The 20,802-nt window shown below is 37.5% G+C and carries 25 protein-coding genes and 1 pseudogene; 23 read left to right on the plus strand and 3 right to left on the minus strand.

Going from position 1 to position 20,802, the window contains the following annotated elements; translation table 11 throughout:
- The first annotated feature begins 7 nt into the window (after positions 1–7).
- Positions 8–286, plus strand: coding sequence for a DUF3935 domain-containing protein (locus BAQ49_RS02460; protein WP_000197479.1), 279 nt, complete (start codon positions 8–10; stop codon positions 284–286).
- A 341-nt stretch (positions 287–627) separates the two neighbouring features.
- Here the strand turns inward: BAQ49_RS02460 and BAQ49_RS02465 are convergent, their stop codons facing one another.
- Together BAQ49_RS02465 and BAQ49_RS02470 are read right to left on the minus strand one after the other, a co-directional pair.
- Entirely contained in the window at positions 628–1,239 is a 612-nt protein-coding gene (locus BAQ49_RS02465; RefSeq protein WP_071744063.1) for a flavin reductase family protein, read from the minus strand.
- A 166-nt stretch (positions 1,240–1,405) separates the two neighbouring features.
- Positions 1,406–1,792 (minus strand): DoxX family protein, encoded by a 387-nt coding sequence (locus BAQ49_RS02470; protein WP_061680023.1) that lies wholly within the window; start codon positions 1,790–1,792, stop codon positions 1,406–1,408.
- Between the two features lie 387 nt (positions 1,793–2,179).
- On the opposite strand from BAQ49_RS02470, the gene BAQ49_RS02475 reads away from it, so the two are divergent.
- From BAQ49_RS02475 to BAQ49_RS02565, 19 genes are all read left to right on the plus strand, one after another.
- Complete coding sequence (locus BAQ49_RS02475) at positions 2,180–2,677, plus strand: PTS sugar transporter subunit IIA (RefSeq protein WP_071744064.1); 498 nt, start codon at positions 2,180–2,182, stop codon at positions 2,675–2,677.
- A gap of 247 nt (positions 2,678–2,924) precedes the next feature.
- Positions 2,925–3,365: a low molecular weight protein arginine phosphatase gene (locus BAQ49_RS02480; protein WP_071744065.1), complete on the plus strand. Its 441-nt coding sequence runs from the start codon at positions 2,925–2,927 to the stop codon at positions 3,363–3,365.
- Between the two features lie 96 nt (positions 3,366–3,461).
- A complete protein-coding gene (gene rpiB, locus BAQ49_RS02485; protein ID WP_000869917.1) occupies positions 3,462–3,905 on the plus strand; it encodes a ribose 5-phosphate isomerase B in 444 nt (147 codons plus the stop codon).
- Between the two features lie 66 nt (positions 3,906–3,971).
- Positions 3,972–4,544 (plus strand): TIGR01440 family protein, encoded by a 573-nt coding sequence (locus BAQ49_RS02490; RefSeq protein WP_071744066.1) that lies wholly within the window; start codon positions 3,972–3,974, stop codon positions 4,542–4,544.
- A gap of 253 nt (positions 4,545–4,797) precedes the next feature.
- Positions 4,798–6,039: a serine hydroxymethyltransferase gene (glyA, locus tag BAQ49_RS02495; RefSeq protein WP_071744067.1), complete on the plus strand. Its 1,242-nt coding sequence runs from the start codon at positions 4,798–4,800 to the stop codon at positions 6,037–6,039.
- Between the two features lie 271 nt (positions 6,040–6,310).
- Positions 6,311–6,940 (plus strand): uracil phosphoribosyltransferase, encoded by a 630-nt coding sequence (upp, locus tag BAQ49_RS02500; RefSeq protein WP_000517536.1) that lies wholly within the window; start codon positions 6,311–6,313, stop codon positions 6,938–6,940.
- A gap of 376 nt (positions 6,941–7,316) precedes the next feature.
- Entirely contained in the window at positions 7,317–7,430 is a 114-nt protein-coding gene (locus tag BAQ49_RS02505; RefSeq protein ID WP_033712414.1) for a DUF4024 domain-containing protein, read from the plus strand.
- A gap of 26 nt (positions 7,431–7,456) precedes the next feature.
- On the plus strand, positions 7,457–7,681 hold the full coding sequence (locus BAQ49_RS02510) for an AtpZ/AtpI family protein (protein WP_001171218.1): 225 nt from the start codon (positions 7,457–7,459) through the stop codon (positions 7,679–7,681).
- Positions 7,681–8,073 carry an ATP synthase subunit I gene (locus tag BAQ49_RS02515; RefSeq protein WP_071744068.1) on the plus strand — a complete coding sequence of 131 codons (393 nt, stop codon included), beginning with the start codon at positions 7,681–7,683 and terminating at the stop codon, positions 8,071–8,073. Before BAQ49_RS02510 ends, BAQ49_RS02515 begins: the two co-directional genes overlap by 1 nt.
- A 7-nt stretch (positions 8,074–8,080) precedes the next feature.
- Complete coding sequence (atpB, locus tag BAQ49_RS02520) at positions 8,081–8,800, plus strand: F0F1 ATP synthase subunit A (RefSeq protein ID WP_048542682.1); 720 nt, start codon at positions 8,081–8,083, stop codon at positions 8,798–8,800.
- A gap of 56 nt (positions 8,801–8,856) precedes the next feature.
- Positions 8,857–9,075 (plus strand): F0F1 ATP synthase subunit C, encoded by a 219-nt coding sequence (gene atpE / locus BAQ49_RS02525; RefSeq protein WP_000052064.1) that lies wholly within the window; start codon positions 8,857–8,859, stop codon positions 9,073–9,075.
- A 128-nt stretch (positions 9,076–9,203) separates the two neighbouring features.
- Positions 9,204–9,710 (plus strand): F0F1 ATP synthase subunit B, encoded by a 507-nt coding sequence (gene atpF, locus BAQ49_RS02530; protein ID WP_001142619.1) that lies wholly within the window; start codon positions 9,204–9,206, stop codon positions 9,708–9,710.
- Positions 9,707–10,249 carry a F0F1 ATP synthase subunit delta gene (atpH, locus tag BAQ49_RS02535; RefSeq protein WP_071744069.1) on the plus strand — a complete coding sequence of 181 codons (543 nt, stop codon included), beginning with the start codon at positions 9,707–9,709 and terminating at the stop codon, positions 10,247–10,249. Before atpF ends, atpH begins: the two co-directional genes overlap by 4 nt.
- Before the next feature lie 11 nt (positions 10,250–10,260).
- The gene (atpA, locus tag BAQ49_RS02540) at positions 10,261–11,769 is read left to right on the plus strand and encodes a F0F1 ATP synthase subunit alpha (RefSeq protein WP_000027511.1); all 1,509 of its coding nucleotides are present in this window, start codon (positions 10,261–10,263) and stop codon (positions 11,767–11,769) included.
- A gap of 209 nt (positions 11,770–11,978) precedes the next feature.
- The gene (atpG, locus tag BAQ49_RS02545; RefSeq protein WP_000157703.1) at positions 11,979–12,839 is read left to right on the plus strand and encodes a F0F1 ATP synthase subunit gamma; all 861 of its coding nucleotides are present in this window, start codon (positions 11,979–11,981) and stop codon (positions 12,837–12,839) included.
- 190 nt (positions 12,840–13,029) lie between these two features.
- A complete protein-coding gene (gene atpD, locus BAQ49_RS02550) occupies positions 13,030–14,439 on the plus strand; it encodes a F0F1 ATP synthase subunit beta (protein ID WP_002123794.1) in 1,410 nt (469 codons plus the stop codon).
- A 20-nt stretch (positions 14,440–14,459) separates the two neighbouring features.
- A complete protein-coding gene (gene atpC, locus BAQ49_RS02555) occupies positions 14,460–14,861 on the plus strand; it encodes a F0F1 ATP synthase subunit epsilon (protein WP_002123795.1) in 402 nt (133 codons plus the stop codon).
- Positions 14,862–14,995: 134 nt separating this feature from the next.
- The gene (locus BAQ49_RS02560) at positions 14,996–15,781 is read left to right on the plus strand and encodes a DUF975 family protein (protein ID WP_071744070.1); all 786 of its coding nucleotides are present in this window, start codon (positions 14,996–14,998) and stop codon (positions 15,779–15,781) included.
- A gap of 44 nt (positions 15,782–15,825) precedes the next feature.
- A complete protein-coding gene (locus tag BAQ49_RS02565; RefSeq protein ID WP_071744071.1) occupies positions 15,826–16,479 on the plus strand; it encodes a DUF975 family protein in 654 nt (217 codons plus the stop codon).
- Positions 16,480–16,638: 159 nt separating this feature from the next.
- Here the strand turns inward: BAQ49_RS02565 and BAQ49_RS02570 are convergent, their stop codons facing one another.
- Positions 16,639–19,368 (minus strand): putative bifunctional diguanylate cyclase/phosphodiesterase, encoded by a 2,730-nt coding sequence (locus BAQ49_RS02570; protein WP_071744072.1) that lies wholly within the window; start codon positions 19,366–19,368, stop codon positions 16,639–16,641.
- Between the two features lie 306 nt (positions 19,369–19,674).
- On the opposite strand from BAQ49_RS02570, the gene nuoA reads away from it, so the two are divergent.
- The 3 genes and pseudogenes from nuoA to BAQ49_RS02585 form a co-directional block, all read left to right on the plus strand.
- Entirely contained in the window at positions 19,675–20,043 is a 369-nt protein-coding gene (gene nuoA / locus BAQ49_RS02575) for an NADH-quinone oxidoreductase subunit NuoA (protein ID WP_000179270.1), read from the plus strand.
- Complete coding sequence (gene nuoB / locus BAQ49_RS02580) at positions 20,034–20,552, plus strand: NADH-quinone oxidoreductase subunit NuoB (protein WP_000236333.1); 519 nt, start codon at positions 20,034–20,036, stop codon at positions 20,550–20,552. Before nuoA ends, nuoB begins: the two co-directional genes overlap by 10 nt.
- Positions 20,549–20,802: pseudogene (locus BAQ49_RS02585) on the plus strand (NADH-quinone oxidoreductase subunit C); the annotation flags it as partial. The gene nuoB and the pseudogene BAQ49_RS02585, both read left to right, overlap by 4 nt.

Here is a 20,802-nt window from a genome sequence, read left to right on the forward strand (position 1 = left end):
GAGATGAATGACGAGATTGAAGCAAGTTTTTGGTATTATTATTAGTTTTTTTGTTTTTTGGTTTAGTATGCTCGGTGTACAAATGTTTGCCGAGTTTTTAGATATTGAGTCATTAAAATTTGTTGCAGGAAAAACGGAGGCAGCACGTACTTTTTATTCTCCATACCCGTTTTTAATTGTTTTTCTTATTACATTGCTTTCCTTATATTTCTTTGTAATAAAGCTTGGTAAATCTAAAAAAGAGAAATTACCTGCATTAGAGGAGAAGAAGGAAGAATTACAGTGAAAAAATCCCCCGCTAAAAGCGGGGGATTTTATATTTGGGTGATGGAGCTCTCTCGATCGAAGTGTCCTGCGATTCTGAGCGAGCCGCTTCTGCTTTTAGATATTATCTAGTTCCAGTGGCCAGCTCTTCGCATCTAAGAACCTCCCGCACTAAAGGTAAAAAGCACCTTTTGTGCGAGAGAACCTTAGCTGGTCAGAGCTAAACGGGCCCCTTCCACTTTTAGATGTATCCAGCTCCAGCGGCTAGAATGGTCGGTGGCTTCGCGTCTTCCTACGAGGCAAAAAGCGCCTCTACGTCAGAAGCTCCATCCCCCTCCCATTCTGAGCGAGCCGCTTCCGCTTTTAAACAGGCCTCACCAATTCAAATTGTTCTCCTAGTTTTGCGTAGTTGTGTCCTGCTAGGCGGCTTACTGGTTTTAGTCCTTCTGCGTGAATGCGACCGTTTTCGTATAAGTGTTCTGCGACGTGGAAGCGAACGACGCGGCCAATTAGTAGGTCGCAAGCTGGTGAGTCTTCAGTTCCGCCGAGTGGGATAGCACGTTCTAATACACATTCCATTCGAATGTTTGCTTCTTTCACCCCAGGTACTGAAATGACATCACTGTCGATCGGTGTTAGTTTTGCTAATTCGATTTCACTTTCATTAGGAGGTAGGTTAGCTGCTGTTTCGTTAATTGCTTCTACGTAAGATTCATCAGAAATATGTACGACAAATGCGCCTTTTTCGATTGCGTTTCGGGAAGTATCCTTTGGTTTTCCTTCTTTTCGTTGTACGGAAACTGAGATAAGTGGTGGATTGGCTGCGACGATATTGAAGTAGCTATAGGGTGCGCCGTTTAATACGCCGTCTTTTGTTACAGAAGTAACGAAAGCGACAGGGCGTGGAATGATACTTCCTGTAAGTAATTTGTAATTATCTTTTTCAGTTTGTTCGTTTGGATTAATTGATAGCATGTTTGTAATCCCCTTTCTGAATATGACGACTTATTGTTTGTTTACAAGATGTTAGTGGGAAACTCCTGCTGGAAATAATATTTTTTTAATGATGTAAAAAAGAGATTACCTCAATTATACTGAAGTAATCTCTTTTTAAGTAAACATCTTGAAATCGAGATAAATATTAAAGTAAAACGTATGCGCCAGGTCCGATTAAAGCTACTCCAATAGCGACAGCGATTAGCATTAAATTATACTCATATCCGTTTTGTGTTACCCAGTAACCATTTTTTCCGTGAACAGTGAAGATTGCCATTAACATCGTTCCAACGATAAATAGTGAACCAACTGCAGTGAAAATACCTGATGCGAATAAGAAACCACCTAATAATTCAGTTGCGCCAGCCATAAATGCCATGAATACACCAGGACGTAAACCGATTGACTCCATCCAGCCACCTGTTCCTTTTAAACCGTAACCACCGAACCAACCAAATAATTTTTGAGCACCATGACCCATGAATGTAATACCTATAATAAGACGAATAATAAGAAGACCGAAATCCATCATTTTTAAAAACCTCCTAAAAGTTATTAACTTATCTTATGTAAGTAATAATAAAATAGTTACTTACTTTAGTCAAGTGGATTTTGAAGAAATTATGAAAGAAATTTTACAAATTAACAACAAAAAATAAAATGTGGTAAAGACCTCTATACAAGTAAGTGAAAAAAAGAGAAAATATAAGTAGAAGTTAACTTCTTATTGTTATTCAGACAATCAGAATTGACTGGAATTTTGTGAGGCGCTACAATAAGAGTCTAGTAGTAATGGCATAATTTATTTCGAAAGCGTTTTTACAGTATAACATTCGAAGTATGAAGTCTTACGTGTATTTCGATCTTGAATAGAGATTGCCCTATAAACTTTTAGGTAAATTATAAGGAGGACTATCCTATGTTTAAAAAATTATTCGGTTTTGGTTCAAAAACAAATGAAGAAACAATCGTAGCTCCATTAACTGGAGCAGTGAAAAATATTGAAGAAGTACCAGATCCAGTATTCGCTGGTCGTATGATGGGTGACGGTGTTGCAATCGATCCTGCTGAAGGTGTAGTTGTATCTCCAGTTGATGGTGAAATCGTACAATTATTCCACACGAAACATGCTATTGGAATTAAAGCGAAAAACGGTACAGAAATTTTAATCCACGTTGGATTAGAAACTGTAAAAATGGAAGGTGAAGGTTTCGAAGCTCACGTTTCTGAAGGACAAGCTGTAAAAGCTGGAGATAAATTAATCTCATTCGACTTAGAATTAATTCGTGAAAAAGCGAAAAGTACAATTACTCCAATCGTTATTACAAACACAGATGCAGCTGAGTCTATTAAGACAACTGTAGGTGTAACAGCTACAAAAGGTTCAACAGAAGTAATGAAAGTTACAATGAAATAATTATTGTATGAAAGGAATCTGTTTCGTATGAAATGGATTCCTTATTTTGTTTTGTAGTGTGCTCATCATGTATGGTAAAATACTTTGGGCACTTGGAAATAGGGTTTCACATATATGTGGATAAGGCGCATTTTTCTTAGAAAAAATATAAGAGAAATGCGCCTTTCGTATATTCACATTTCTTTTGTTCTATTCTAATGTACGCTATGATAAATGGTAGGAAACAGAAAAAAAGGGGTGGGTTTAGATGAAACGAGTGTTATTTGTTTGCACTGGAAATACATGCCGTAGTCCGATGGCTGAGGCTTTGCTTCGTCATTACGGAGAAGGTAAATTTGAAGTGCAATCTGCTGGTGTTTTCGCCTATCCTGGAAGCGATGCGTCGGTACGTGCAAAGGAAGCTTTAGCTGAAAAGGGGATTGCAATCGATCATGCCGCGCAGCAGGTAAATGAAACTTTGGTTGATTGGGCGGATATTGTAGTAACAATGACGGAAAACCATAAGCAAATTGTACTTGGGCATTATCCGAGTGTTGAAAAGAAATTGGATACATTATATGGATTAGCTGAGGGTATAAGTAAGGATATTTCAGATCCATTTGGCGGATCGCTTTCTATTTATAAAGAAACGCTAGAAGAGATGGAAAAACTTGTACAAACTTTCCTGAAAAAACATTCAGAAGGTTAATGTTTCGTGTATAATACGATATTGGAGATCACTTCGTTCCATTAAGGAAGTGAGTGTGAAATGAAGATAATTGATTGAAACTTTGGAGGGGTAAAAATGAAAGTAGTAGTAGCATCTGATCACGGCGGTATGAATATCCGTAAAGAACTTGTAAGTTTATTAGAAGAATTAAATATTGAATATATTGATTTAGGTTGTGAATGTGAAGCTGGTTCTGTTGATTACCCTGATTTTGCGTTTCCAGCAGCAGAAATGGTCGCAAATGGTGAAGTAGATCGTGGTATTTTAGTTTGTGGGACAGGCATTGGCATGTCAATCGCGGCAAACAAAGTAAACGGTATTCGTTGTGCGTTAGTTCATGATACTTTTAGTGCGAAAGCGACGAGAGAGCATAATGACACTAACATGCTAGCTATGGGCGAGCGTGTAATTGGGGCTGGTCTAGCGCGTGATATCGCAAAAATTTGGTTAACAACTGACTATGAAGGTGGCCGTCACGAAAACCGCGTAGGAAAAATTAAAACGTACGAAACAAAGTAATAGATTCTAACTATAAATAGTATGAAATATAATTTGGTGAACCAACCTGTGAAAGGAAGAGGCGTAATGACAGAAATCGTAAAGGTAAGAGAACAGCTACAAATGTCGCTTTCTGATTTCCAAGAACAAGCCACGCTGCAAAGTGGCCAAATTTTTGTAGTGGGATGTAGCACGAGTGAAGTGCTAGGTGAAAGAATTGGAACATCAGGAACGATGGAAGTGGCAGAGGCGATTTTTTCTGAATTAAAACAATTTCACGAGCGAACAGGTATTGAATTGGCGTTTCAATGTTGCGAGCATTTAAATCGTGCTTTAGTAGTTGAGAGAGATGTAGCGATGAAATATCAATTTGAAATTGTAACAGTTACGCCTGTTAGATCAGCAGGTGGTGCATTAGCGACGTATGCGTATCACAATTTTAAAGATCCGGTAGTAATTGAGTTTATTAAAGCAGATGCAGGAATGGATATCGGCGATACATTTATCGGTATGCATTTAAAACATGTAGCTGTTCCGGTTCGTACAAGTGTGAAGGAAATAGGAAATGCGCATGTAACAATGGCGAAAACACGTGGAAAACTAATAGGTGGAGCACGTGCTGTTTATGCGGCAAATGAAGAAGTTATTCCTTGCCGTTAAACGTGAAAAATTATAAAGTCGCATAATAGCTTTATATCGAAAGATAAAAGGTATGTAGTCTGACTTTATAATAGAAGAAAGAAAAGACCGATTTCGGTCTTTTTTTTTCTTTTATGATATAGAAAGTCATGTTAGAATGTAGTTGAAAACATGAAGGTTCGAAAGAATTACAACCTGAATTTTCGTTTTTTCTGAATAAATGAGAAAAAACTATTGGGAATCGATGTAATTCGTTCAGAAAAGGGGGATTTTGGTGGATCATTTAAAACGTCAAGATGAAAAGGTATTTGCTGCAATTGAGGCAGAACTAGGAAGACAGCGTTCAAAGATTGAGTTAATTGCTTCGGAAAACTTCGTAAGTGAAGCGGTAATGGAAGCGCAAGGTTCTGTTTTAACGAATAAGTATGCTGAAGGATATCCTGGAAAACGTTACTATGGTGGCTGTGAGCACGTAGACGTAGTTGAAGATATCGCACGTGATCGCGCGAAAGAAATTTTTGGTGCAGAGCATGTAAATGTTCAACCACATTCTGGTGCACAAGCGAATATGGCAGTATACTTCACAATTTTAGAGCAAGGCGATACAGTACTTGGTATGAATTTATCTCATGGTGGTCACTTAACACACGGAAGCCCTGTTAACTTCAGTGGAGTACAATATAATTTCGTAGAATATGGCGTGGATGCTGAATCTCACCGTATTAATTACGATGATGTATTAGCAAAAGCGAAAGAACATAAACCAAAATTAATCGTTGCAGGTGCAAGTGCATATCCTCGTGTTATCGATTTCAAACGATTCCGCGAGATTGCAGATGAAGTGGGTGCATACTTTATGGTTGATATGGCACATATCGCTGGTTTAGTAGCTGCTGGTTTACATCCAAACCCAGTACCACATGCACATTTCGTTACAACGACAACACATAAAACATTACGTGGTCCACGTGGTGGTATGATTTTATGTGAAGAGCAATTTGCAAAACAAATTGATAAATCAATCTTCCCTGGTATCCAAGGTGGTCCACTTATGCACGTAATTGCTGCAAAAGCTGTTGCATTTGGTGAGACACTACAAGATGAGTTTAAAACATATGCACAAAATATCATTAATAATGCGAATCGCTTAGCTGAAGGCCTTCAAAAAGAAGGACTTACACTTGTTTCTGGTGGAACAGACAATCACTTAATCTTGATTGATGTTCGTAACTTAGAAATCACAGGTAAAGTAGCAGAGCACGTATTAGATGAAGTTGGTATTACAGTGAACAAAAATACAATTCCATTTGAAACAGCAAGCCCATTTGTAACAAGCGGCGTGCGTATCGGTACGGCAGCTGTAACATCTCGTGGTTTCGGTTTAGAAGAAATGGATGAAATTGCAGCACTAATTGCTTATACATTAAAAAATCATGAGAATGAAGTTGCATTAGAAGAAGCGCGTAAACGTGTAGAAGCGTTAACGAGCAAATTTCCAATGTATACAGATCTATAATAGATTGAAAAAGACTGCTGAAACGTAATTGTTTTAGTAGTCTTTTTTTGGACATATATTGTTTTTAAAGTATGTATACAAATGATGAATAAATTTTGGCGATATAATGAAGGATACACCTCCCATAATTGGTAAAGATACTAGATAGATTCATCACAAAATCATGATTTTTCCAAATTTGCCCTTGAATATTAGTAGCGTTTTCTTTACAATCGTAAATAGTGTAAAAAAGCGTGTAAACGCATGAATATCATCTAAAGGAGAGATTCACATGGGAAAACTGTATGTATTTGATCACCCGTTAATTCAACATAAGATTACATATATTCGCGATAAGAATACAGGTACGAAAGATTTTCGTGAATTAGTGGACGAAGTAGCAAGCTTAATGGCTTTCGAAATTACTCGCGACCTTCCACTTAAAGACATTGAAATTGAAACGCCTGTAAGCAAAGCGACAACAAAAGTGATCGCTGGTAAAAAACTTGGTTTAATTCCGATTTTACGTGCAGGTTTAGGAATGGTTGATGGAATTCTGAAATTAATTCCAGCAGCAAAAGTAGGACACGTTGGTTTATACCGTGACCCTGAAACATTGCAACCGGTAGAATACTATGTGAAACTTCCAACGGATGTAGAAGAGCGTGACTTTATCGTACTAGATCCAATGCTAGCAACAGGTGGTTCTGCAGCTGAAGCAATTAATTCTCTGAAAAAGCGCGGTGCAAAGCAAATTAAATTAATGTGTATCGTAGCTGCTCCAGAAGGAGTAAAAGTAGTACAAGAAGAGCATCCTGATGTTGATATTTATGTAGCGGCATTAGATGAGAAGCTAAATGACCATGGTTATGTAGTTCCAGGTCTTGGTGATGCTGGTGACCGTTTATTCGGAACGAAGTAAGACAACAGACGAGAGGGGAGTCCCCGCTCGTCTTTTTTTTTCGCCCTGAGTGTGCGGGGGAGGGGGAGATAAATATACAGGGTCTATACAACATAAGTTGCATACACATCACATATAATATAGAAGTCTTACGTCTTGGGAACACTATATTATGGAAGGAAAGCGCTATATCTTAAAAATATAATAGTGACAAACTTGTGAACATTTCCTTCTATTATAAAGAGAAAACTGTTAGAAATTGCATATCTCTAACCAGTATTTAGAAGGGGAACGTTTTCATTTTTGGGAGTAAATGACTAATACTCAAATTTTTTGATTTTTTACGATTTCTCGTTGACACTGTTAATACCCTATTGTATGCTAACAACGGGGATAGATGGTAGGGCTTTCAGTGACAAAAATACATCTATTCCGTGACGAAAATGTAAACTTTTTATTTTGTATAGAATTTATGCAGAAAAATGAGTTATTATTAACACATCGTGAATGAGGGCTACATATTGGAGGGATGAATCCTTGCAAAAAAACGATCGCAGCCATATAAAAGCATATGCTTTAATGTCAGGAATTCTTGCTCAGTTAGTCGGTTCTATTCTTATTGGAATCTTTGGTGGGCAATGGATTGATAATAAGGTTGGAACGTTTCCATTGTTTCTTATTATAGGGTTATTACTCGGTTTAGGAACAGGGATATACGCAATGATTCGACTCATTCGACATTACTATTCGGGAGAGCAATGATGATAGACGTACATGGACTTGTCCAAAGACAAAAGAAATATATGTACTACTTGCTTGCGCTTCTAGTGCTAGGATGGGGACTTACCTCTTACAAGGATGTATTTCTTGGGCTGATTATCGGAACGATTTTCAGTTTTCTTAGTTTGCGCATCATTGCACGTAGAACAGACAAGCTATTAGATCGCGTAACAAATGGAGAAAACGTGAAGTTTAAGGCAACAGCGGTAAGTACATATTCGAGATTCGCGACGATTGGGTTATTAATTTTATTTGCAGCCAAATATCAAGAGTTAATTGCGATGTGGGGCCTAGGTGTAGGATTGCTGACAGGATACCTTGTCATGATCATAGATTTTCTTTATTTAGAGTATAAGAGCAGGGAAGAGAGGTGAATTACTAGTGGAACACGGTAAATTAGTTAAATTTCTAGGTTTAACGTTCGATTTGTCATCAGTTATGATGGTTACTGTAGCAGCAGTTATTGTTTTCTTAATCGCTGTTATCGGAACTCGCAGTTTAGCTCTTCGCCCAACAGGAATGCAAAATTTCATGGAATGGGTATTTGACTTCGTGAAAGGGATTATCAATAGTACGATGGACTGGAAAACAGGTGGACGTTTCTTAACGCTTGGCGTTACGCTTATCATGTTTATCATCGTATCGAACTTCCTTGGTTTACCATTCATGTATTCAACAGTTGAGGCTGGCGAACATATTGCATGGTGGAGATCACCAACGTCTGATCCAGCAGTTACATTAACATTAGCCGTGATGGTAGTTACCCTCACCCATTATTATGGAATTAAGATGAAGGGTACGAAAGAATACGTTAAAGGTTATTTCCAACCTATGAAATTCTTATTCCCATTAAAGGTTATTGAGGAGTTTGCTAACACATTAACGTTAGGTCTTCGTTTGTTCGGTAACATTTATGCAGGTGAAATCCTGTTAGGATTACTTGCTAAGTTAGGCGGAGCATCATTCCTTGGAGCATTAGGTGCACTTGTACCAATGTTAGCATGGATGGGATTCAGCGTATTCGTTGGATCAATCCAGTCATTTATTTTCGTTATGTTAACGATGGTTTATATGGCTCATAAAGTAAGCCATGACCATTAATATAATTTAAGTAAGAAAAAATTTAATTTTTTATAATACAAAGGAGGACAAATTAAATGAGTTTAGGTGTAATCGCAGCTGCAATTGCAATTGGTTTATCAGCATTAGGTGCAGGTATTGGTAACGGTCTTATCGTATCACGTACAATCGAAGGTGTTGCTCGTCAACCAGAATTAAAAGGCGCACTTCAAACAATTATGTTCATCGGGGTTGCTTTAGTTGAGGCACTTCCAATCATCGGTGTAGTTATTGCTTTCATCGTAATGAACAAATAAGGGAGACTCCCCTTACATAGATGGCGAAGAGTGTTTTTTGAACTTTCTTCGCCATTGCTTTATGAACGAAACGTATGTCTTTTTTTTTCATATGATCAATTTAGATATTTTGAAGGGAGTGAATCCTTGTGCCAACTTTATTATTAGGGGCTGCCATTCCATTTGGAACGATTGCTTATACATTGTTCATTTTCTTACTTCTATTAGTAATGCTACGCAAATTTGCGTGGGGTCCTTTAATGGGAATTATGAAAGAACGTGAAGAGCATGTTACTAGTGAAATCGACGCTGCAGAAAGAAGTAACGCTGAAGCGAAGAAATTAGTAGAAGAACAACGTGAAATGTTAAAACAATCGCGTGTTGAAGCACAAGAGTTAATCGAAAGAGCGAAAAAACAAGCTGTAGATCAAAAAGATGTGATTGTTGCTGCTGCGAAAGAAGAAGCAGAATCAATTAAAGCATCTGCTGTACAAGAAATTCAACGCGAAAAAGAGCAAGCGATTGCTGCTTTACAAGAACAAGTCGCTTCTTTATCTGTTCAAATTGCTTCTAAAGTAATTGAAAAAGAGTTAAAAGAAGAAGATCAAGTGAAGTTAATTCGCGATTATATTAAAGAAGTAGGAGAAGCGCGATGAGCAATGGGATTGTAGCAAAACGTTATGCTGTCGCTCTTTTTAAAATTGCAAAAGAAAAACACGTATTAGAAATGTTTGAAGAGGAATTACGCCTTGTACAAAACGTTTATGTAAAGAACGGAGAACTACATAGCTTTTTAACGCAACCGAACATTTCAAAAGAGCAGAAGAAAACGTTTATTGCAAACGTATTCGGATCTGTTTCTGAATCTATTTTAAATACGTTATATATTTTAATTGATAACAAGCGCATTGAAATCTTACCTGAAATTGCAGATGAATATGTTGTTCTTGCTAATGAAGAACGTAACGTAGCGGATGCAACTGTATATTCTACTCGTCTTCTATCTGAAGAAGAGAAGCTTAACGTTGCAGAAGCATTTGCAAAGAGAACGGGAAAAGATGCAATTCGCGTGAAAAATGTTGTAGATGAAGATTTACTAGGCGGCATTAAAGTACGTATTGGAAATCGCATTTATGATGGAAGTTTACAAGGAAAATTAGCACGTATTCAACGTGAATTAATGAAGAATAGATAGGGGTGAAGCACATGAGCATCAGAGCTGAAGAAATTAGCGCACTGATAAAGCAACAAATCGAGAACTATCAGTCTGAAATCGAAGTTAGTGATGTTGGTACAGTTATCCAAGTTGGTGACGGTATCGCGCGTGCTCATGGTCTTGATAACGTTATGGCTGGTGAACTTGTAGAGTTCTCTAACGGCGTTATGGGGCTAGCACAAAACTTAGAAGAAAACAACGTAGGTATCATTATTTTAGGACCTTACACAGAAATTCGTGAAGGTGACGAAGTTCGTCGTACTGGTCGCATCATGCAAGTACCAGTAGGAAAAGAACTAATCGGTCGTGTTGTAAACCCATTAGGTCAACCAGTTGATGGTTTAGGCCCAATCAATACAACAAACACTCGTCCAATCGAAAGTCCAGCACCAGGTGTAATGGATCGTAAATCTGTTCATGAGCCACTTCAAACAGGTATTAAAGCGATCGATGCTCTTGTACCAATTGGCCGTGGTCAACGTGAGTTAATCATCGGTGACCGCCAAACAGGTAAAACAGCAGTTGCACTTGATACAATCATTAACCAAAAAGATGAAGATATGATTTGTATCTATGTAGCTATCGGACAAAAAGAATCAACTGTACGTAACGTAGTAGAAACACTACGTAAGCACGGTGCATTAGATTACACAATCGTTGTAACTGCATCAGCTTCTCAACCAGCTCCATTATTATACTTAGCTGCTTATGCTGGTGTAACAATGGGTGAAGAGTTCATGTACAATGGTAAACACGTATTAGTAGTATATGATGACTTATCAAAACAAGCAGCGGCTTACCGTGAGCTTTCATTACTATTACGTCGTCCTCCAGGTCGTGAAGCATATCCAGGGGATGTATTCTACTTACATTCTCGCTTATTAGAGCGTGCAGCAAAATTAAGTGATGCAAGAGGCGGCGGTTCTTTAACTGCACTACCTTTCATCGAAACACAAGCAGGGGACGTATCAGCTTACATCCCAACAAACGTAATCTCGATTACGGATGGACAAATCTTCTTACAATCTGACCTATTCTTCTCTGGCGTACGTCCAGCGATCGATGCGGGTACTTCTGTATCACGTGTAGGTGGATCTGCTCAGATTAAAGCGATGAGTAAAGTATCAGGTACACTTCGTCTTGACCTTGCATCTTACCGTGAGTTAGAAGCGTTCGCTCAGTTCGGTTCTGACCTTGATAAAGCAACACAAGCGAAACTAAACCGTGGTGCTCGTACAGTTGAGGTATTAAAACAAGGATTACACAAACCGTTACGTGTAGAGAAACAAGTTATCATTCTTTACGCTTTAACACGTGGATTCCTAGATGATATCCCAGTAGTAGATATCACTCGTTTCGAAGAAGAATTCCATGCTTGGTTAGATTCAAATGCGACTGACTTATTAGAAGAAATCCGCACAACTAAGAAACTTGCGGATGACGACAAATTTGCAGCAGCAATTAACGGATTTAAAAAAGTATTCGTAGCTTCTGAATAATAAAAGCGTAAGCGGCTCGTCAAGCTGCTGGAGCTAGATAATATATATAGGCATCTCAATTTCTGAGATTGCTGACGGTTATGTAAAGGAAAAGAGTAGGTGCACCTATTCTTTTCCTTCAATCATGAGCAAGAATATCTTGCAACGTAGATTAGGAAGAGGATTCTTACTAATCGTGCCAACTTCTGGAAAAAAGGTGGTGAAAACCTGTGGCATCTTTACGCGATATAAAAGCGAAGATTACCTCGACAAAGAAAACGAGCCAAATTACGAAAGCGATGGAGATGGTATCTGCATCTAAGTTAAACCGTGCAGAGCAAAATGCTAAATCTTTCGTTCCGTATATGGAAAAGATTCAAGAAGTAGTAGCGAGCATTGCGCAAGGAAGTAAAGGAATTAATCATCCAATGCTAAATGCGCGTCCTGTAAAGCGTACAGGATACATCGTTATTACATCTGATCGCGGACTAGCAGGTGGTTATAACAGTAACGTATTACGTACAGTTAGTAACGTGATTCGTGAACGTCATAATATGGATTCAAACCAATATTCAATTATTGTGCTTGGCCGACTAGGACGTGATTATTTAAAACGTCGCGGATTTAACATCATTGATGAAGTAGTTGGATTATCTGACCACCCATCATTTACTGATATTAAAGATCTTGCTTCTCGAGCAATTGCGATGTTCGCAGATGGTGCTTATGATGAGCTGTATATTTACTACAACCATTATGTAAGTAAAATTTCACAAGAAGTAACGGAAAATAAAATTTTACCGCTTACTGATGTGGCGTCTGACAAACCGACGACAGCTTATGAATTCGAACCTTCTGAAGAAGAAATTTTAAAAGTATTATTGCCACAATACGCAGAAAGCTTAGTGTACGGTGCATTACTAGACGGTAAAGCAAGTGAACACGCAGCGCGTATGACAGCAATGAAGAGTGCTACAGACAACGCAATGGAAGTTATCGATTCACTTACACTTTCATTCAACCGTGCACGTCAAGCAGCGATTACGCAAGAAATTACGGAAATCGTTGGTGGAGCAGCAGCGTTAGAATAGTAATAAAAAGCGTAGGTGGCTTGCTCAGAAGGGGTGAAATGACCGACCCTTCTAGCAACCGGAGCTAGATTCAATAAAAAGTGGAAGCGGCTCTTTTAGGAGAGTCGCGTACGCTATAAACTAATAAAAAATTAAAAGCCGACTTCTCTTAGAAAGCTGGCTAATTAAAAGAAAGCTAGGAGGGAACCCGATGAATAAAGGGCGCGTTACGCAAATCATGGGTCCGGTTGTAGACGTTAAGTTTGATGGCGGAAAGCTACCAGAAATCTACAACGCCCTTACGGTAAAACAAAGCAACGAAAACGGAGCAAGCATTAACTTAACATTTGAAGTTGCACTTCATTTAGGTGATGACACAGTTCGTACAGTTGCAATGTCTTCCACAGATGGACTTGTTCGTGGCACAGAAGTAGAAGATACTGGTAAAGCAATCTCTGTACCAGTTGGTGATGCAACACTTGGTCGTGTATTTAACGTATTAGGTGATGCAATTGACTTAGATGGTGAACTTCCTGCGGATGTACACCGTGATCCAATTCACCGTCAAGCACCTGCATTCGAAGAATTATCTACTAAAGTAGAAATTCTTGAAACTGGTATTAAAGTAGTAGACTTACTTGCTCCTTACATTAAGGGTGGTAAGATCGGTCTATTCGGTGGTGCCGGTGTAGGTAAAACAGTATTAATTCAGGAATTAATCAATAACATCGCACAAGAGCATGGTGGTATCTCTGTATTCGCTGGTGTAGGTGAGCGTACTCGTGAGGGTAATGACTTATACCATGAAATGAGCGATTCTGGCGTAATCAAGAAAACTGCGATGGTATTCGGACAAATGAATGAGCCACCTGGAGCACGTCAACGTGTTGCATTAACAGGTTTAACAATGGCTGAGCATTTCCGTGATGAGCAAGGACAAGACGTACTATTGTTCATCGATAACATCTTCCGTTTCACGCAAGCAGGTTCTGAAGTATCTGCCCTTCTTGGTCGTATGCCATCTGCGGTAGGTTACCAACCAACACTTGCAACAGAAATGGGTCAATTACAAGAGCGTATTACATCTACAAATAAAGGATCTATCACGTCTATCCAAGCGGTATATGTACCAGCCGATGACTATACGGATCCAGCACCAGCTACAACGTTCGCTCACTTAGATGCAACAACAAACTTAGAGCGTCGTTTAACACAAATGGGTATTTACCCAGCCGTAGATCCATTAGCATCTACATCTCGTGCACTTTCTCCAGAAATCGTAGGAGAAGAGCATTATGAAGTAGCTCGTCAAGTACAGCAAACTTTACAGCGTTATAAAGAGCTTCAAGATATCATCGCTATCTTAGGTATGGATGAGTTATCTGAAGAAGATAAGTTAGTTGTACATCGTGCTCGTCGTATTCAATTCTTCTTATCTCAAAACTTCCACGTAGCTGAGCAGTTTACAGGTCAAAAAGGTTCTTATGTACCTGTAAAAAATACAGTTAGTGGCTTCAAAGAAATTCTAGAAGGAAAATATGATGACCTTCCAGAAGATGCATTCCGCTTAGTAGGTAGCATTGAAGAAGTTATTGAAAACGCGAAGAAAATGATGGCGTAAGGCCTTAGGAGGGACGAATTATGAAGACATTTCCAGTCAGTATTGTAACTCCTGATGGACCGGTTTACGAAAAAGAAGTAGAAATGGTAAGCGTAAAAGCAGAGAGTGGGGAAATGGGGATCTTACCAGGTCACATTCCAACTGTTGCACCATTAAAAATTAGTGCGGTTCGTCTGAAAAATGGTGGGCACACTGATTATGTAGCAGTAAGTGGTGGCTTTATCGAAGTTCGTCCAGATAAAGTAACTATATTATCATCATCTGCTGAAGAAGCAAACCATATCGATATCCATCGTGCAAATGAATCGAAACGTCGCGCTGAGCAACGTATGCAAGATAAACAAGCACATGTTGACTTTAGACGTGCAGAAATGGCCTTGCAGCGTGCTGTGAACCGTTTAAACGTTTCCGATATGAAATAAAAATCCGTGAGGGCTTCGCCTTCACGGATTTTTTTGTTGTTTATGAATGAATTAACAAAAATGGTATAATTATGTTATTGCTTGTATAAGTAGAGAATATAGAGCAATTTATATTTTATAAAGGAGATGAACAAATGATCGGTGAAATGAAACAAGAAGCATTACATTCCTTGAAGGGGAAATGGGGCTTAGGTGTTGGATCGACGATTTTATATTTTATTTTAAGTTATGTTGTTTCAATGGCTGCAATGTTTATACTTTTAATTCCAGGACTTATTATATTTTTTTTAATTGTTAGCTTCGCTGGTTCAATTGAAAGGGAAACAATATCAATTGGAGCAGGTATTACCTTTGGGGTATTTTATTGTATCATGATACTTTTGAGTAACGCATCGTCTGGTATTACATCATACGGTTATACGAATGTATGTCTACAGATTAGTAAACGAGAAGGTGCTACAGTAGATCACTTATTCGAAGGATTTCGTGGTTTTAAAAGAATGATGAAAACAATGTGGGCAATGCTTGCGATTTTGTTATATACAGGTACATGGATTCCGATGTTGTTATTAGGCCTATTCGCATTTTTAGGTGAAGAAGGGAATACATCGTTTGCGATTGCTTTCTTCGTACTATTAGCTATTTCCATCGTTGGTATGACTGTGATGTATTTTTCATATTCGATGACGTATTATGTGATGGTTGAAAAACCAGAATATAGTGTTTCACAGGCGATGAAAGAAAGTAAGAACCTTATGAAGGGGCATAAACTAGATTTATTTCTTTTATGGCTTAGCTTCATAGGATGGGCTATCTTAGCGATTTTTACTCTTGGAATAGGATTTCTTTGGCTTAGTCCGTATATGGGTACAACGACATCTCATTTTTATCGCTATATTTCAAAAGATGAATTGCGGTAAGAACATGCTATACTAATAGAATTGTTACGTATAGGAGGCCAAGTATGATTAGTGATTTAAAAGGAGAAGCGCTGGACTCACTAGAAGGAAAATGGGGATTAGCTGTTGGGGCAACATTACTTATTTCGATTCTTATGTCAGCTTTTAGTTTTAGTATTGATTTCATTTTCTCTCAGGTTTGGGATTGGAAAGAAGTAAATAACTCACTTACAGTAGACGTTATTACAATATTTCTGGTAGGTCCATTAACGCTAGGTGGCTATTATTTAGCGCTACATTTTATTCGTGAAAAAGAAGCGCGTATTGGGCATATATTCAGATGGTTTACAGAAGGAAGTAAGTTTATAAAGTCATTTTTATTATATATAGTAGTAAACATTTATATTTTCTTATGGTGCTTACTATTTATTATTCCAGGTATTATTAAATCATTTTCTTATGCAATGACGTACTTTATAATAAATGATCATCCGGAGTATTCCATAAATCAAGCTATTACAGAAAGCCGTCGTATGATGGACGGACATAAAATGGAGTATTTCATTTTATGTTTAAGTTTTATTGGTTGGTTTATATTGAGTTGTATTACATTAGGGATTGGATTTTTATGGTTAATTCCATATTTTTATACTACGTCAGCAGCTTTTTACGAAGAGATTGCAGAAGAATATTACGAGAAAAAAATTCCAACACTATAAAGTGAAACTTTAATCAGTGGGGGGTATCCCACTGATTATTAGTTGAACCAATCGGGCATTTACGGGCAGTTGATCTCCCACCTAACTTCTTCGCTCCAGTCTAATTTTGAGGTGGGAATCTTACTGCCCGCAAATAGCGAGATAAAAACACCCAGTGAACTATTGGTTCATACTGGGTGTTTTTTGTAGAAATCTTATAAATTCTTTACTTGTTAGAGGTTTACTGAAATAGTAACCTTGCATGTATTTACAGTTATTTTTTTTCAAAAATTTAAGCTGTTTTTCTGTTTCAATTCCTTCAGCAACGACGGAGAGATTTAAAGTATTTGCCAGAGAAAGGATAGTGGAAACGATGGCTCTTTCTTCAGGTCGATGATCGGCTAGTTGTGTAAATTCTTTTGGTACTTTTAATGTATCGATAGGGAAAATTGATAAATAAGCAAGAGAAGAATAGCCGGTACCGAAGTCATCGATGGACGTTTGAATACCATATTCTTTTAATTGCTTTAGTCTAGATAATGTTTCTTTTTCATCAATCATCGCAATTCGTTCTGTTAGTTCAAGTGTTACATCTTTCGGGTCAATCTCAACGTCCTTTAGTATTCGTGAAATATTTTCGATTAATTGATTTTGTTGAAATTCTCTCGCTGATAAATTGACACTCATTTTTAAGTTTGTGTATCCAAAACTTTTCCATATTTTTAGTTGACGACAAGATTCTCTTAACACCCAATGTCCAAGCGGAACGACTTGTGGTGTCTCTTCTACAATTGGAATGAACTCGCATGGTGAAATGTCACCTAATAGTGGATGTTTCCAACGTATTAATGCTTCAGCACCGATAATTGTATTTGTTGTCGTATCAATTTGGGGTTGATAGACGAGATAAAATTCGTTGTTTACTAAAGCGAGTGGCAAGTCTTTTTCGATTCGAGCTTTTCGTTCCATTTTCTTATATAGTTCTTTCGTGTAAAGAGAGCTACGATTTTTCCCTTTATTTTTTGCTTCGTACATGGCCATATCGGCATGTTGCAAAATAGACAGTGGGTCTTCGCCTGCTTCAGGGTATATGGCAATCCCGATACTCGGTGAGATGTGTAAATGTTGATTTTCGATTTCAAATGGTTCGTTCATGGTCACTACAATCATATCAGCTATCCTTTGTACATCTGTTCTTTTGTTATAATTTTCGATAAGGATTGTGAACTCATCCCCAGCTAGTCGAGCAAGTTTCATATTCTGTGTCGATATTCGTTCGAGCCTTTTTGCTACTGCAATTAATAGGAGATCCCCTACTCGGTGACCGAGGGTATCATTAATAACTTTAAAGCGATCTAGGTCGATAAACATAACAGCAAAAGGTCTTTTCGATATTTTTGCTTGTGCAATCGCTTTTTCTAAATGTTGATGAAATGAACGACGATTTGCAAGCTCCGTTAAAGTATCATGATATGCTAGGAAGTTAATTTGTTCTTGTTGTTGTTTACTTTCCGTAATATCTTTAATCATTAAATAGACCCCAGAAATATGCTCCTTTAGAAAGATGGGAACAGCCGTAACATGCAAATAGTAAATATCTTTATTTTTATGATATGCCCGTATTTCTAAAGAAATAGAGTTCCCTTTTTTTACGTGATGGAAGGCATTAATGATTTCTTCCAAATCTTCTTCATACATAAGTGAATAGTATGGTTGGTTTAATAATTCATTCGTTTGATAACCGAGTAAAGTAGTTCCAGCGTTGTTCACATTTAGAAAATTACCATACAAATCTAATGTGAAAATTGGATCTGGATGATGCTCGTATAAAGATTTAAACATTTGTTGGTTATGATATAACTCATTTTTTTGTTCTACTAAATCTTCTGTACGTAGTTCAATTTGTTTCTCGAGTTCCGAGTTGAATTGCATTTGTGCTAGCAATAATATTTTATTTTGTCTTCGGACTAACATATGGCGTATGAGAACGAAGGCGAAGGTTACCATCAGTCCAATTACTAAGATAGGTGCAAAAACATTTTCGACCAATATAAAAACAATAAGCATCACTACAGAAATATAAGGTAATGATAATCGGATGGATTCACCCAATCGAGGTGTTAGTAATACTTGTTCTTGTTTTTCGGGCTCTTTTGTGTGAAGTATACAAGCGATTGCTACCAATACTAAAGTTACTTGATAGAATGGAGCAACTGTGAACATAGAGTGCTCAGGCTGGAAGTATTTTATATAAGCATAAATAGCATCCGTAGTAGCATACAAAATTAAAGCACTACCAAGAAGAGCACCAACTTGTTTTGGTAGTAAGAATAATGGTCTAAATAAAAGATTGATTCCTATTAAAAGAAAGAGTAAATCAGCCATTGGATACGTGAGTTGAACAAACATGTCGATATATGATGTTGTGAAAATATGAATGGTTCTTTCGATAAGTAAATAGTAGCTTAAAGTAAATTGAGCTGTAACAATAATACAAATATCACATATTGTAGAAAGCTGTTCCAATAAGTTTCGGCCATAAATAATTTCATATAGAAAGGCAAATGCAAAGCTAATTAAAAATAATAAGTAAAAAAAGTCTGATGGATCAACGAATGTATAGTAGTCATGCAGAATTAAGCGTTGATAAGCAACTACTATATCGCCGATAAAATAAGAGAAGGATCCGATAGTTAATGTTATCCAAAACAAACGAGATAACCCTTGTTTTACATTTGAAAAATAAAATATATAACTGCAAATTGTAATATCAATTAATATGGTACTGATGCCAGTTAATATTTGAAATGGGAGTGCGTACTCATATAAAAAGGACATTGATACGTAATGAATAGCTATATACAATAATGAAATGCTTATAAGAATACTTACGTGTGCTTGTTTTGTCATTTATATCACCCACTGTATATACATAAGAACCACCTTTTGTAGTTTATGTTTTTTAGGATTGTTTGAAAAATATATAGAATTTCTATATTTATTTTACACATTTATAATGAGTTGTAAAAATAGATTTGTTTAGCAAGTATTAATTGTTGTTTCTGTTCCCAATATATCGACATAGGAATTTGAAGTTTGCTATAATGATTAAAATAGTTGTATTATTTAGAAAAATTTAAAAATAATAAATGATGCAAGTAAGACATATTGTTTACTATGTGAACTTGTTCTTAATTCAGGGGGGAGGGTTTCACAATGGCAAGTGTATATGAAAATAGTTATATGATTGTTTTGATTTTCTTGCTATTAGGTATATTGCTGCCGGTAGTGGCTCTTACATTAGGGAAAATGCTGCGTCCAAATAAACCGAGTGCAGCGAAAGCAACGACGTATGAGAGTGGAATTGAGCCTTTTCATGATGCAAATATTCGGTTTCATGCTCGTTATTATATTTTTGCTTTATTGTTCGTCATCTTTGATGTAGAAACTTTATTTTTATATCCATGGGCTGTTGCATATGACAAGCTGGGTTTATTTGCACTGATTGAAATGCTCATTTTTGTTGTGATGTTGTTGGTTGGATTAGCGTATGCTTGGAAAAAGAAGGTGTTACAATGGTTATAAATTTTGAGGAATTACACCCACAGGAGCGAGCGGAATTAGAAAGGAATATCTTTTTTTCTACACTGGAACAGCTCAAGGGATGGGCGCGGAGCAACTCTTTATGGCCGATGACATTTGGACTGGCATGCTGTGCGATTGAAATGATGGGAGTAGGTTCATCACATTACGATTTAGATCGATTTGGGTCATTTTTTCGGACGTCACCAAGACAATCGGATGTCATGATTGTGTCAGGAACGGTAACGAAGAAAATGGCGCCTATTGTTCGGCGCTTATATGATCAAATGCCTGAACCAAAGTGGGTAATTGCGATGGGATCTTGTGCAACAGCTGGTGGTCCGTATGTGAATTCGTATGCGGTTGTGAAAGGTGTAGATCAAATTGTACCAGTTGATGTATATATTCCTGGATGCCCACCAAACCCTGCCGCTTTAATTTATGGAATTAATAAATTAAAAGAAAAAATTCGTTACGAGGCGAAGACAGGGAAGCAGGTGACGAATAAATGAGTGATCCAAATAAAGACTTAGAAAGTATGAAGAGAGAAGCAGCCCGTCATGCGAAAGAGGAAGCGCGAAAACGTCTTGCCGCGAAACATGAGGCGGAAATGTCTAAACTTGAAGGAGAACATCGAGAAAAAGAGAAAGCGCTACCAAAAGATAAAAAAGTTAATGTAGAAGAAGCAAAAGAAGAAGTAACGGACGAAGAAAAAGCAAAAGCGAAGGCAAAGGCCGCAGCAGCCGCAAAGGCAAAAGCGGC

Source organism: Bacillus proteolyticus (assembly GCF_001884065.1).
Classification (GTDB): Bacteria; Bacillota; Bacilli; order Bacillales; family Bacillaceae_G; genus Bacillus_A; species Bacillus_A proteolyticus.